13 protein-coding genes and 1 pseudogene are annotated in these 12476 nt (G+C 72.1%); 13 read left to right on the plus strand and 1 reads right to left on the minus strand.

The genetic code is table 11. The features are described 5' to 3' along the window. The 10 genes from HCK04_RS39125 to HCK04_RS39170 all read left to right on the plus strand — a co-directional run. Positions 1 to 253, plus strand: a 253-nt coding sequence (locus tag HCK04_RS39125) for a hypothetical protein (protein ID WP_205831257.1), incomplete at its 5' end; no start/stop codon positions are given. A gap of 194 nt (positions 254 to 447) precedes the next feature. Further along, on the plus strand, positions 448 to 1011 hold the full coding sequence (locus HCK04_RS39130) for a hypothetical protein (protein WP_142652579.1): 564 nt from the start codon (positions 448 to 450) through the stop codon (positions 1009 to 1011). A 21-nt stretch (positions 1012 to 1032) separates the two neighbouring features. Continuing rightward, positions 1033 to 1677 (plus strand): SAF domain-containing protein, encoded by a 645-nt coding sequence (locus tag HCK04_RS39135; protein ID WP_142652580.1) that lies wholly within the window; start codon positions 1033 to 1035, stop codon positions 1675 to 1677. A 112-nt stretch (positions 1678 to 1789) separates the two neighbouring features. Continuing rightward, a complete protein-coding gene (locus HCK04_RS39140) occupies positions 1790 to 2659 on the plus strand; it encodes a hypothetical protein (RefSeq protein WP_142652581.1) in 870 nt (289 codons plus the stop codon). Further along, complete coding sequence (locus HCK04_RS39145; RefSeq protein ID WP_142652582.1) at positions 2656 to 4032, plus strand: CpaF/VirB11 family protein; 1377 nt, start codon at positions 2656 to 2658, stop codon at positions 4030 to 4032. The genes HCK04_RS39140 and HCK04_RS39145 overlap by 4 nt, the downstream gene beginning before the upstream one ends. Then, positions 4029 to 4883 (plus strand): type II secretion system F family protein, encoded by an 855-nt coding sequence (locus HCK04_RS39150; RefSeq protein ID WP_142652583.1) that lies wholly within the window; start codon positions 4029 to 4031, stop codon positions 4881 to 4883. The genes HCK04_RS39145 and HCK04_RS39150 overlap by 4 nt, the downstream gene beginning before the upstream one ends. Next, positions 4880 to 5749, plus strand: a complete 870-nt coding sequence (locus HCK04_RS39155) for a type II secretion system F family protein (protein WP_142652584.1) — start codon at positions 4880 to 4882, stop codon at positions 5747 to 5749. Before HCK04_RS39150 ends, HCK04_RS39155 begins: the two co-directional genes overlap by 4 nt. A gap of 17 nt (positions 5750 to 5766) precedes the next feature. After that, on the plus strand, positions 5767 to 5967 hold the full coding sequence (locus HCK04_RS39160; protein WP_142652585.1) for a hypothetical protein: 201 nt from the start codon (positions 5767 to 5769) through the stop codon (positions 5965 to 5967). After that, positions 5964 to 6401: a TadE/TadG family type IV pilus assembly protein gene (locus HCK04_RS39165; protein ID WP_168066625.1), complete on the plus strand. Its 438-nt coding sequence runs from the start codon at positions 5964 to 5966 to the stop codon at positions 6399 to 6401. Before HCK04_RS39160 ends, HCK04_RS39165 begins: the two co-directional genes overlap by 4 nt. Further along, on the plus strand, positions 6398 to 6901 hold the full coding sequence (locus tag HCK04_RS39170) for a TadE/TadG family type IV pilus assembly protein (protein ID WP_142652587.1): 504 nt from the start codon (positions 6398 to 6400) through the stop codon (positions 6899 to 6901). The genes HCK04_RS39165 and HCK04_RS39170 overlap by 4 nt, the downstream gene beginning before the upstream one ends. 49 nt (positions 6902 to 6950) lie before the next feature. Here HCK04_RS39170 and HCK04_RS39175 read toward each other — a convergent pair whose 3' ends face one another. Beyond that, positions 6951 to 7424 (minus strand): hypothetical protein, encoded by a 474-nt coding sequence (locus HCK04_RS39175; RefSeq protein ID WP_205831258.1) that lies wholly within the window; start codon positions 7422 to 7424, stop codon positions 6951 to 6953. A gap of 20 nt (positions 7425 to 7444) precedes the next feature. Here HCK04_RS39175 and HCK04_RS39180 point away from each other — a divergent pair, with 20 nt between their 5' ends. From HCK04_RS39180 to HCK04_RS39190, 3 genes and pseudogenes are all read left to right on the plus strand, one after another. Next, a complete protein-coding gene (locus HCK04_RS39180; protein ID WP_142652588.1) occupies positions 7445 to 7867 on the plus strand; it encodes a pilus assembly protein TadG-related protein in 423 nt (140 codons plus the stop codon). After that, the gene (locus HCK04_RS39185) at positions 7864 to 10824 is read left to right on the plus strand and encodes a BTAD domain-containing putative transcriptional regulator (RefSeq protein ID WP_142652589.1); all 2961 of its coding nucleotides are present in this window, start codon (positions 7864 to 7866) and stop codon (positions 10822 to 10824) included. The genes HCK04_RS39180 and HCK04_RS39185 overlap by 4 nt, the downstream gene beginning before the upstream one ends. A gap of 387 nt (positions 10825 to 11211) precedes the next feature. After that, positions 11212 to 12476: pseudogene (locus tag HCK04_RS39190) on the plus strand (hypothetical protein); the annotation flags it as partial.

Raw genomic sequence — 12476 nt, forward strand, 5'->3', positions numbered from 1 at the left:
GGAGATGGACCGCGAGGGATGGGGGGAGGTTGTCGTGCACGTCAAGAAGGTCACGGTGAAGGGCGACACGGCCACCGTCCTTGACTGCATGGATGCATCTCGGACAGGAGAAGCTGATTCACGCACCCACAAGCTCATCCCGGGCACGCTCAGCACTCCTTACTTCTCGGTTGAAGCCACGATGCGCAGGGGTGCGGACGGGCGCTGGCGCATCCTTCAGAAGAAGGCACTGGAATCGAAGTGCACGCGGTGACCGCCCTGCTCGTCCTCGCGCTGATTGCCTCACCTGCTGCGGTAGCCAATGGGGATCCCGGCAGTGGGGCCGGAGCCAGCCGCAGTCCCAAGGGCTGGTCGATCTGGGCCAAGGAGACATCGCCCGGCCGGGCCCCTGTCCGTCCGGCCCCGGTGCGGAAGGCGAAGAAGGAAGTTGACGCCGACTGCGCTCCGATGGTCGATGGTTTCCCTCAGGGCAGCGACGACTTCTACTGCGGGCTGATTCGGCCGGGTGGCGGAGCCGGGGTGACCCCGCAGATGCTGGTGGGCCAGGCCGTAAAGGAACTGGCTCTGCCGTTGCCGCAGGTGAGCACCGCGCCACCGCGCGGCCGTCCGGGGATGGTCGGCATTCGGCAGTGGTTCTGGCTGAACGGCTCGGGGCAGTGGACGACCAAGTCCAAACGGGTGCACGTCGGGGCTGTCTGGGCCGAGGTGACGGCGTCCCCGCGGCGGCTTCTCATCTCGCCGGGCGCGGGCTTGCCCGACGTCGTCTGCGACGGCCCCGGCACGCCGTACGACCCGCATCGCCCGCCACAGGAGCAGGACAGCGGCTGCACCTATCTGTATGAGCGGTCGTCGGCCGGTCAGCCGCGAAACGCCTACCGGGTGTCGGTGACGGTCGTGTGGGGCGCGACGTGGCGAGGGTCTGGGGGAGCGGGAGGCCCGCTGGCGCCGATCAGCCGGTCCACCTCCTACGCCCTGACCGTGGCCGAGGCGCAGGCCCTGGTCACCGACTGAAATTTGAGGAGTTCCCTTCCGATGGTGCGCACGCGTACGCGCGATACGGTCACGCCGCTTCCCCTGCCGAGGCGGCGCCGGTCGCCGATGTTCCTGCTCGTCTTGGTCTTCATCGGGGCGGGCGTGCTGGCCGGGCAGTACGCCTACACCGAACTCGACCGGCGCAGCCCCGTGCTGATGGTCGCCCGGGACGTCCCGATCGGCCAGGTGATCACCGCCGACGACCTGGCCTCGGTACAGATCTCGGCGGACCCCCAGATCGCCACCGTCCCGGCGGGGCGGCTGCCGGAGACAATCGGCCGGGTCGCGGCCGCCGACCTGACGGCCGGCGCGCTCCTGGCGGAGACGCAGACGACGGACGCGATGACGCCGGGCCCCGGTCAGCAGCTGGTGCCGCTCGCGCTCAAGCCGGGTCAGCTTCCAGCCCGGGGCCTGCGTGCCGGCGACCGCGTCCTGGTCGCCGCCGAACTGGCCGACCCCGGGCAGGAAACCAGGGCCGTGACGAAGGACTTGGCCGCCGTCGTCGATCGGGTGGGGGAGGCAGACCCCGACGGGGTGCGAGTCGTCGACCTGCTGGTCGGCCCCGGGGCCGGCGGCTTCATCGCGCGGGAGGCCATGGGTGGCCACATCGCCCTCATCCTCACCTCCCGCAGGGACGCGGCGTGATCGGCCGAGGTTCCTCTGCGCGGTGGCCGCGCTGCTGCCGGTACGGCTCGCGCGGGCCGGCCGCCGCCCTGGTGTCCGCCGTACCGCTGCCGTCCTGCTCGGAGGTGGGCGGATGGCGCTGATCGCGGTCACGTCTCCTGGAGGGGCGCCCGGGGTCACCACGGTGTGCCTGGCCGCCGCGTTCACCTGGCCCGACCCGGTGCTGCTCGCCGAATGCGACCCGTCGGGCGGCGGCGTGTTGCCGGGCTACTTCGCCGGGCAGCAGCCGTACCGGATCGGTGTCGCCGAGGTGGCCATGACGGCCGCGCGCGACCTGGAGGCGGCGCGGGTGCAGCTGGCCGAGGAGGCCGTTCCGCTGGATGGGGACGCCCGGCGCAGGCTGCTGCTGCCCGGGGTGGCCGACCCGCGGCAGGCCCTGCAGATCAAGGGCTCCTGGCCGCAGATCGCCCAGGTGTTGACGACCGCCGGACGCGACGTCATCGCGGACGTGGGCGCGCTCGGCGTGGAGAGCGTGCCGTACGCGATCCTCACCGCTGCGGACGCCGTGGTGCTCGTGCTGCGGCCGACGGTGCGGTTCGTTGCGATGGCCGGGCCGCGGATCGAGGCGCTCAGCCGCGGCGCCCTCGCCGCCACGCCCCGCTTCCTGCTCCTGATCGGCGAAGGGCCCTACCCCGCGGCGGAGGTCAGCCGGACGCTCGGAGGGACGCCCATCCTGGGGACGGTCCCAATGCTGCCGAAGGCCGCGCACATCCTGTCGGACGGCGCCGCCGGCCGCACAAGGTGGGCCGGCCGGTTGCAGATGTCCTCCCTGCTGCGGACGGTGGGCAACCTCGGGGCCCAACTGCGGGAGCGCCTCGAAGCGGCACCCGAGGAGCAGCCGGTCGCCGCGGTTGGGGTGGTGCCACCTGCGTCCTTCGGCGCCGGCCCCGACCTTCACTCCGGCCCCGCCGCGGGTGCCGAGTCTGGGGGAGGGCGAGCATGAGTGAGCACCCGCTGTGGCTGGCCGAGGACCTTCCCGCTGCCCCCGCCGCCCGCCCGGCCGGGCCGGGAAGCCTGCCGCCGATCCCCGGCATCCCCACCCCGACCGACGACGGCCTCGACGACGTGGCGTTCCGTGCGGCGGTCGGCGACATCAGCGCCCGCGTGGCCGACGCCCTGGAAGGGGCGGCCGGCCGGGAGGAGGCCGTCCAGCTCATCGACGCCGCAACCGCCGCCTGGTCCCGAGAGCGACTCACCGACGGCGTCGTCATCTCACCCGGGACGCACGCCCGTCTGGTCCGCGCGGTCGAGGACGAGCGCTACGGCCTGGGCGCGCTGCAATCGCTTATCGCCGATGCGGCGGTGCAGAACATCGACATCAACGGCTGCCGCGAGGTCTGGGTCACCTACGCCGACGGGCGCAAGGTACGCGGTCCGGCGGTCGCCGGCAGCGACGAGGAACTCATTCAGCGGATCCGCATGTGGGGCGTCCACGGCGGCCAGACCTCCCGGGAGTTCTCCACCGTCACCCCCGTGCTCAACGCCGCCTTGAAGGAGCGGGTGCGGCTGTCGGCGGTCATGGCGATCACACCGCGCCCGCACGTGTCGATCCGCTGCCACCGGCACGTCGACGTCACCCTGACCGACCTGGTCGAGCTCGGCACTCTCGAGGCCGGGCAGGCGTCGTTTCTCGCCTCGGCGGTGCGGGCGCGTAAGGACATCCTGGTCACCGGCGGGGTCAACGCCGGGAAGACCACGATGCTGCGGGCCCTGGCCGCCGAGATCGACCCCGACGAGCGGATCGCCACGCTGGAAAGCGAGTACGAGCTCTACCTGGACCAGCTGCCGCACCGGCACCGCGACGTGGTGGCCTTCGAGTCACGCCAAGCCAACAGCGAAGGCCACGGCCAGATCACCCTTGATGCGGCGATCAAACACTCGCTGCGGATGAACCCGGTGCGGATCATCGTCGGCGAGGTCCGCGCCGACGAGGCGTGGTCGATGTTGCAGGCCATGAACTCGGGCCAGGAAGGCTCGCTGTGCACCATCCACGCCAACTCCGCCGAGAAGGTCTTCCCCCGCCTGCTCATGCTGTGCCGCTCCGGCGGCCTCGTGCTGGATTCCGAGGACATCCACGGGCTGGTTGGCATGGCCGTCGACTTCGTCGTCCACCTGCGCCGCGACGTGCGCACCAACCGCCGCTACGTCACCGAGGTGCTGGAGGTGCTGCCGCCCGCCGACACGCCGACGCCCGCGCGCAACCACATCTACCGCCCCGGCCCCGACGGGCGTGCGATCCCGGCGACCTCCCCGCAGTGCCTGGACGACCTGGTCGCCGCCGGGTTCGACCCCGCCGTGCTGTGGAGGGCGTCATGACCGGCGCGCTGCTCGCGCCGCTGGCCGGCGGGCTGGGCGCGGCCGGGATCGTCTGCCTCGTGCTCGCCGTACGCGGCAGGGCCCCGGCGCCGCCCAGGCCGGACGGCCACCTGGCCACCCTTGCCCGCGCGGCCGGCGACGTCGCAGTGCGCCGGCAGGCCGGGGCAGCGATCCTGCTCGGCCCCGCGGTGTTCCTGCTGACCGGATGGCCCGTCGCCGGCCTCGCCGCCATCGGCGCCTGCTTCGCCGTGCCACGCCTGACGGGAGGGCGCGGCGCCCGCTCGCGCATCGCCCGCCTGGAAGGGCTGGAGCAGTGGACGCGGCGCCTTTCCGACCTGCTCGGCGCCGCCTCCGGGCTCGAGGACGCCCTGGCCCGCAGTGTCGAGCACCCGCCCGAGGCGATCGCCGCCGAAGTGCGCGACCTGGGCCGCAAACTCGCCGCCCGGGCGGACACCGAGCAGGCGCTGCGCGCCTTCGCCGAAGCCCTCGACGACCCGGTGGCCGACCTGATCGCCGCCGCGCTCATCCGCGCCGCGTCCCGGCGCGGCGCCGGCGTACGGCAGGTGCTGACCAATCTGGCGGCCATGGTCGCAGCCAACGTCGCCGCCCGGCGGGAGGTCGAAGCCGAACGTGCCCGCCACCGCGCCACCGTCCGCTGGATCATGGCCTTCCTGTTCGGCTACAGCGGCTTCGCCGCGTTGAACAGGGACTACGTGGCCCCGTTCGGCACCACCGCCGGACAAATAGCGCTTGCGGTCGTCGTCGCCTGCTACGCCGTCGGGCTGTGGTGGCTGCACCGCCTCGGCACCGCCCGCCCACCTGGCCGCTTCCTCACCGGGGGAGTGCGATGAACCTGTTCCTGCTGGCCGGGGCCCTGATCGGGTTCGGGCTGTTCCTGCTGGTGCGCGAGCTGCGGCCGGCCCCGCCCCGGCTGGAGGAGGCGGTCGCCCGCCTGCGCGCCGACTACGTCCCACCCGACACCAGCGGCGACCTGGCCCAGCGGCTCGGCCGCCTCATGGCCACCCACCTGGGGTCGCTGCCGTGCCCCCACCGCGACCTGGCGCTGCTCGGCCGCCCGGTCGAACGCTTCCTCGCCACCAAGCTCGGCCTGGCCGTGCTCGGCCTGCTGCTGCCCGCCGGGATCGCCGCGCTGATAGCGGCCACAGGTAGCACCCCCGGCGTGGCGCTGCCCGCCGGAGCGTCCCTGCTCGGCGGGGTGGTGCTGTTCTTCGCCCCCGACCTGACCGTGCGGTCCGAGGCCGCCCGCCGACGGGCCGACTTCCGGCACGCCATCACCGGCTACCTCGACCTGGTGGCCCTGGAACGCAGCGCCGGCGCCGGACCCGTCGACGCCCTGGAAAAGGCCGCCTCGGTCAGCGACGGCTGGGCGTTCGCCCGCATCACCGCCGTGCTGGAGCTGGCCCGCCGGAACCAGCGGCCCGCCTGGGAAGGACTTGCCCGGCTGGGCGAGCAGGTCGGCATCGCCGAGCTCACCAACCTGGCTGACATCGCCGCCCTCGCCGGGCAGGAAGGCGCCCGCGTCCTGGACACCCTCATCAGCAAGGCCGCCTCCATGCGCGGCCAGGCCCTGGCCGCCGCCAAAGCCGAGGCCAACGGCCGCACCACCGCCATGGTCATCCCCATCGCCCTGCTCGGCGCGGCCTTCCTGCTGCTTTTGACCTTCCCCCAGATCTACCGGCTGGCCATCGCCGGCTGACCCCCTCAAGGAGACCGATGCGCCTTCCCACTGTCATGTCCTCGCAGCTCACCCTCCTGCTCGTGCGCGCGCAGGCCGGCCTGCAGCGTCTGCGCGAGGACCGCGGCGCCAGCACCCTGGAATGGGTCGTCCTCACCACCCTGATCATCGGCATCGCCATCGCCGCCGCCGCGGTGATGAAGGACAAGGTCACCGAATGGCTCGCCAAGATCCCGTGACCACTCCTGATGCCGCCGATTTGCGGCGTTCCCGCCGTGGCGTGCGGTGCCAGGTGCTGCGCGATCGCGGGGCGGCCACCTTGGAGATGGTCATCCTGTTCCCGCTGCTGCTCCTGGTCGTGGCCGCGGCGGTCCAGGCCGTCTTCGTCTACCAGGCCCACTCCACCGCCCAGGCGGCCGCGCAGGAAGGCGTCCGCGCGGCCCGCACCGACGGCGCCTCCCGCTCCGCCGGACCAGCCGCCGCGGTGCGCTTCGCTACCCGCGTCGGCGGCGCCTTCCTCACCCACCCCGACGCCCGGGCGGGCGGCGACGCCGGCACCGTCGAAGTCGTCGTCACCGGCCGGGTGCCGTCGTTCCTACCTATCGCTCAGTGGACCGTCTCGGAGGTCGCCCGCGCCCCGGTCGAACGCTTCATCCCCGCGGACCGCCCATGAGCTGCCGACGCACGCCGCAGGACGGCGAGCGGGGAAGCGCAACGCTGGAACTGGTGGTCCTCGCCCCCGCACTGCTGGCACTCATCGCCCTGGTCGTCCTCACCGGGCGCATCGCCACCGCCTACAGTGCGGTCGAGTCGGCCGCTCGCGACGCCGCCCGGCGGGCGTCCATCGCCCGCGCCCCCGCCGAGGCCCGGCGCGCCGCCACAACCAGTGCCGCCGCCGCGCTCCGCCGCGAGGGCCTGCGCTGCGCCCCGTCGATCGCGGTGGACACCAGTGGATTCTCCCGGCAGGTCGGCACGCCTGCCCAGGTCGTCGCCCGCGTGACCTGCACCGTCCAGCTCGGCGACCTGCTGCCCGGACTGCCCGGCCAGAAGACGGTCCGCGCGTCCTTCGCCTCGCCCATCGACCCCTACCGGGGGAGAGCTCTGGGGTTCGCAGATCCTGGCGGTTCCTCAGCCGGCAACGAGCGTGCCAAGACGGGAGGCGTCCGTGTGTGAAGGTGTGAGCCAGCGGACCGAGACGAGCCGCCTGCCGGATTGTGCGAGCTCAGTGATTGCTGCGGAGGTGCCGGCGGGCCCGGTTCCACACGTCTTCGAACTCGGCCGCAGTCAGAGCGTGAGGCTCGTATCCGTCCCACTCCTGCACAGGGCTCTCCGCGGTCAGGCCGTAGGTCGCCTCGTACTGGCTGAGCCGGCCTGCTGCCTGAGCCTGCTGCCATTCCGTCAGGGACGCCGCGACGATGGGGATGCCGTCCGGTCCCCGGAGTTCGACCTGGCGGTTCACCCAACCGTCGGCATCAACCTCGAAGTAGAACCAGATGTCCTCTTCATCCCAATAGGTGCGGAACCAGCGCGTCATCGCTTTAGGATGCCGGACGCGACTGACAGGGCACGACGTGACGAGGCCAAGATACTCGGGGGCTGCGGCGCAGCGGGTGGCAGCGTGAACGCTCATGTCGACCAGGTCACCATCGCCCCGTCCTTGAGCGCCTTCCCAGGCCAGACGGTCCACCACGGCCATCTGACCCTGATGGCGTCGACATGACCAGGACACGCGACCGCGGGTCGGTCACGCTGTTTACCGCCGTGGCGGTGTTCCCGCTGATGCTGGTGCTCGCCGGCTTCCTGTGGGACGGCACCGCCAAGCTCCGCGCCGGCCGCGAGGCCTACAACATTGCGGAAGAGGCGGCCCGGGCTGGCGCCGGATACGTCGACCGCCGCGCCGCCTACACCGACGGCCGATACATCGTCGACCAGGTCGCCGCTCTGCGCGCCGCGCGCTCCTACCTCGCCACGACCGGCCACACCGGGACCGCCGCGCCGGTCGGCACCCACGCCATCCAGGTCCGCGTACGGGTGAGTGAACCCACCCTGTTCCTGGCCCTGATCGGCATCAACGACATCGCGGTGACCGGGTCGGCCACCGCCCGCCTCGTTCCCGGCGTGGAGGGAGAACTTCGATGATCAGGTTCCGTCTGCTGGACGGGCTGCGGGCGCTGCTGGCGGCCGCCGTCTTGACCGCGCTCATCGCCGGCGTACCCCTCATGTTGTATGCGCTGGCCGGATCCCCCGTACCCGCCCACCTCCCCAGCCTGGGCGAGATCGGCCACGCGCTGACCCACCGCGACGACGGCACCCTCTTCCTCACTGTCGTGAAGGTCGTCAGCTGGGCGGCGTGGGCGAGCTTCGTGGCCAGCACCCTGGTCGAGCTCGCCTCCCGCATCCGCGGCCGCGCCACGCCGCACCTGCCCGGCCTTGGCGCCACCCAATGGCTGTCGGCCCAGCTCATTTCCTCGGTCGCGCTCGCCGCCGGCTCGCCGGCCGCGTTCGTAATGGCCGCCGTCCCGCCCGCCGCCGTGGTCGCCGCCGCACCCGCCGCACTGGCCGACACCACCACCGCCTCACCGGACGCCGGGCACGACCCGCCACGCTTCGCCGGAGCTGACGTGCCATCGGGGGTTGGACAGCCCACCATGACTGGGGCGCACACCGCGTCTGACCAGGCGCACGCCCGGGTGCTGCGGCTCACGCACGCGGCCTACCAGGTGCGTCGCGGCGACTGCCTGTGGACCATCGCCGAACGCCACCTCGGCAACGGCGACCGCTACACCGAAATCGCCCAGCTCAACAGGGGCCGTGTGATGACCGACGGCGCCCGTTTCACCCGGCCCGACGTGATCCGTCCCGGCTGGGTGCTGCGCATGCCGGCCGCCGCGACCGACCTCGACCGGCCACAACCGCCCCTCCCGGATCGCCATCTCGGCCACCCGAGCGACGCCTCCGAGTTCTCCCGCCCGCACGATGGCGCTCCCTCCTCGCCCCAACCACCGGCCACACAGGACTTCCCGAAGGCGGGGGAGCAACCGGCAGCCGTACGAGACGCGGCCCCGCTCGCACGCACACCGCAGACCGGCGAGGCGCGTGCATCGGCGCCGGAACCGACCGCGATCCTGCTGACCGACGGCGGGGAGGCGGAAGACAACGGTCCCAGCGCGCCGGTTGCGGCGTTCGCCGGGGGAGTAGCCGTAGGGTCCCTGCTCACCCTCGCCCGCCTCCGCCACGCCCAACGCCAAACACGCCGCCGCGGCCGCCGCATCGCCCTGCCCGCCGACCCAGACACCCTGCGCACCGAGCAGGAACTGCGCCGCCTGGCCGCACCCGACGCCCGCACATGCGCCCGCCAGGCCCTGGCCACGCTTGGCGGCGTCCTAACCGCCGCCGGCCGCGACCTGCCGCACGTGCTCGGCGCACGCGTCTGCGTGGATGCCGTCGAACTGCTGTTGGCCCAGCCCGCCGGCACGCCACCAGCCCCGTTCACCCAGGGCCGCACGAAGGCGACCTGGCGCATCGACCTCGACAGCGCACCCAACGCGGACAGCGCCCGGGACGTGCTCCCTGCACTGCTCACCACCGGATACCTCGACGACGGACACGCACTCCTGGTGAATCTCGAACGCCTGCAGACCGCCACCGCGACCGGCCCCGATGAGCTGGTCGACCGCTTCCTCACCACCGCGGCCACCGAACTCGCCACCGGTGATGGGCCATGGTTCGACGTGCTCGCCGTGGGCTTTCCCGAACTGCAGGCGGCCGGCGATCGCATCCGACCCTGCACGGACCTGGCCGAAGCGCTCGGCCTGCTCGCCGACCGGGCCCGCGACCTCCGCGGACGGCTCGCCACCACTGACGGCCCAACCGGCGTGTCCGGCCGGCGCCTGCACGACCCTGATGGGGACTGGACTCTCACCGTCCTCATCAGCAGGACCACTCCGTCGCCCGATCAGATGGCTCGGCTGGTCGACACCGTCACCGCCCTGCCCGGCGGTCTGGCTGCCCTCGTTCCCGTAGACGCCGCAGGCGCGCCCGCGCGGTTCGCCCTGTCGCAGGACGACCAGGGGCCGCGGCTGGACGTCACCCCGCTCGGCCTCACAGTGCGGCCGCACCTGATCTCGGCCGAGTCCTACCAGCGGCTCGGGGAACTGTTCACCGTTGCCGGCGACATCAGCGACGTCGCCGCCGACGCCCCGCTGTATAACGCGTATGCGGACGAAAGCCAGCTGCCGCTGGCAGGCGGAGCAAGCAGGTCATACGTCGCTGGAGCGGCCGATAGCCAGCAGGAAGACGGGGAGTCGGGGGGAAAACCCGCACTGCCAGAAGTTGCCCAGCCCGAGCCGCAGCGCGATGAGGTACAGAACGCTGTGCAGGTGTCCATCCTCGGGCCGCTGGAGATCACCGGCACAGTCGCCGACCTCCAGCCGAAGATGGCCGAGCTCGTGCTCGCCCTGGCCTTGGCCGGGCCGACCGGGCTACGCAACGTCCAGCTCGCCGCCATGATGGGCCCCGACCCCGACACCCCCAAGCCCTCCGACCAGCTGCGCCAGCTCATCACCCGCACCCGCGGCAAACTCGGAAAGGCCTCCGACGGCCAGGCACGCATCCTGTGCGACTCCACCTACGTCTACCGCACCCACGCCATCACTCTGGACTGGACCCGCTTCCAGGAACTCGCCGACCGCGGCGCCAAACGCAACTCCACCATCGACCTCTGGGACGCCCTTGCCCTGGTCAGGGGGCCGGTGCTGGACGGCTGCTACCACTGGTGGCTAGAAACCCCAGTAATCGAGAACATTCGCGCCGAAATCGTCGACGCCGCCGACCTGCTCGCTGAACTCGAACTCGATGCCGGCCGCCCTGACCGCTCCGCACGCGCAGCACGGCAGGGACTCACCTCCGACCCCTACGCCGAGCAGCTGTGGCGGGCGCTGATGCGGGCGGAGTACGAGGCCGGGAACATGAGCAGGGTCCACGAGGCGTGGAAGGCCTGCCTCAAGGCGATCGCCGAAGTCAGCGCCGACGGCGACCCTCACCCCGAAACCGCCGCCCTCTACGGACGGCTCACCTCTGCCCGACGCCCCACCTGATGGCTTCCGTGCGGCTACGCCAAGCGGTTTCGGCGGTGATCAGAGCAGCTGATGCGACAACCGGGCTGGCCGCGGCCAGCCCCTCAGCTCCAGCCCCCGGCAACCACGGCCGTATCTCAGGCCTGGTATCGATCCCGTTTCGGGGCGTGCGCCTACAGGGGTGAGTCTCCGGCGTCATAGGCACTACCGGCACGTCTCCTGCGCTGTTACGTCAAGAGGGATTCGGCGATGTGATGTAGATCGCACACCTGTGCTTCGCTGCCCCCTCTTCGTTTTTGGAACGCGCCTGGTGGGGCGTTATGGACGGGAATCTGGCCTGCCGTCCACGTAACGGCACGTGATCATCCAGATGCGAAGTAGGTCTTGACCTGGGGTTGTCAGGCACGCATGATCCCGTTTGGTCTCTTTATTTCGGCTTTATTGGGGCGAGCGGCGATGCCTGCCGCGCGCTTCGCTTTGCGTGCGGAGGAGCTCGGCGTGCCGATTTCGCGTGCCCGGAAACTGCTGCCCGGCACAATTCATGGCCGTTTCTCTCGGGCGTGGGTTGGGGCGGTGGTCATCCTCGGAGTGTTCGTCGCCGGGGTCGGCGTGCCGGACGGGTTGGTCACACCGGCCAGCGCCGCCGTGGAGGCACCGCAGCAGGAGCGGAGCGTGGAAGCCCGTCCGGTCGCGGTCCCGACTCCCCGTGTGAAGGGCGAGGAGGCGTCCCACCCGGCGAAGAAGCCGCCGGCGCCGGTGTGGCCGAAGAGCGGGTCGGCGCGGGTGAACGTGGTGGCGGGCAAGGCCGCGGCCGTACCGGGGTTGCCGGTGACGGTGGCCGCGCCGGACGCGAAAGCGAGCGCCACGCCGCGGCCGGGCGCGTCGCCCTCGAGTAGGAAGCCGGCATCCGCCGCGCGGGGTGAGAAGGCGCCGAAGGCTGCGCCGTCGCAGGAACCGGTGAAGCCGACCCCGGGTTCTGTAACGGTGAAGACGTTCGACAACACCGTGGCCCGAAAGGTCGGCGGTGTCGGCATGGTGCTGCAGCTGACTCGAGCGGACGGCGGCACGGCTCCTGCGGCGGCGAAGGTCACGGTGGACTACTCCTCGTTTCGCGGTGCGGGCGGGGGTGGGTTCGCCTCCCGGTTGACGCTGGTGCGGTTGCCGGCGTGTGTGCTGGCCCAGCCGCTGACGGCCGAGTGCGCCAAGCAGCGGTCGGCGCAGCTGCGGGTGTTGCCGGTGGTCAACGACGTGAAGACCGGCCATCTGACGGCCGAGGTCGAGGTCGCCCCCGCGGCGGGCGGCACCTCCACGGCCGCGGCCGGTAGCGCCGTAACCGGTGGGGCGCAGGCCACGCCTCCGGCAAGCGCCTCGGCCGGGGCTGCTGCCGCTGGAGACACCGCTGCCGGCTCCGCCGATGGGTTCGTCTATGCGGTGGCGGCCTCTGCTGCGGCGACGGCGTCGGGGTCGTTGACGGGTGATTTTGCGGCGTCGCCGTTGAAGCCGTCGGGGACGTGGCAGGCGGGCCAGTCGGGTGGGGCGTTCTCCTACAGTTACCCAATCACGGCCCCGCCCGCCCCGTCCGGGGACGCCCCTGAGCTGGCGTTGCAGTATTCGTCGGCGGCGGTGGATTCGCTGACCTCGCAGACCAACAACCAGTCCGGCCTGGTCGGGAT

It is taken from the genome of Microbispora sp. CL1-1 (assembly GCF_012034195.1).
In the GTDB taxonomy this organism is placed as follows: Bacteria; Actinomycetota; Actinomycetes; order Streptosporangiales; family Streptosporangiaceae; genus Microbispora.

Excerpts from the sequence above, each read along its gene's own strand:
- HCK04_RS39130 (WP_142652579.1), top strand. The coding sequence starts at position 448 with ATGGTCGATGGTTTCCCTCAGGGCAGCGACGACTTCTACTGCGGGCTG.
- HCK04_RS39135 (WP_142652580.1), top strand. The coding sequence starts at position 1,033 with ATGGTGCGCACGCGTACGCGCGATACGGTCACGCCGCTTCCCCTGCCG.
- HCK04_RS39140 (WP_142652581.1), top strand. The coding sequence starts at position 1,790 with ATGGCGCTGATCGCGGTCACGTCTCCTGGAGGGGCGCCCGGGGTCACC.
- HCK04_RS39145 (WP_142652582.1), top strand. The coding sequence starts at position 2,656 with ATGAGTGAGCACCCGCTGTGGCTGGCCGAGGACCTTCCCGCTGCCCCC.
- HCK04_RS39150 (WP_142652583.1), top strand. The coding sequence starts at position 4,029 with ATGACCGGCGCGCTGCTCGCGCCGCTGGCCGGCGGGCTGGGCGCGGCC.
- HCK04_RS39155 (WP_142652584.1), top strand. The coding sequence starts at position 4,880 with ATGAACCTGTTCCTGCTGGCCGGGGCCCTGATCGGGTTCGGGCTGTTC.
- HCK04_RS39160 (WP_142652585.1), top strand. The coding sequence starts at position 5,767 with ATGCGCCTTCCCACTGTCATGTCCTCGCAGCTCACCCTCCTGCTCGTG.
- HCK04_RS39170 (WP_142652587.1), top strand. The coding sequence starts at position 6,398 with ATGAGCTGCCGACGCACGCCGCAGGACGGCGAGCGGGGAAGCGCAACG.
- HCK04_RS39175 (WP_205831258.1), bottom strand. The coding sequence starts at position 7,424 with ATGGCCGTGGTGGACCGTCTGGCCTGGGAAGGCGCTCAAGGACGGGGC.
- HCK04_RS39180 (WP_142652588.1), top strand. The coding sequence starts at position 7,445 with ATGACCAGGACACGCGACCGCGGGTCGGTCACGCTGTTTACCGCCGTG.
- HCK04_RS39185 (WP_142652589.1), top strand. The coding sequence starts at position 7,864 with ATGATCAGGTTCCGTCTGCTGGACGGGCTGCGGGCGCTGCTGGCGGCC.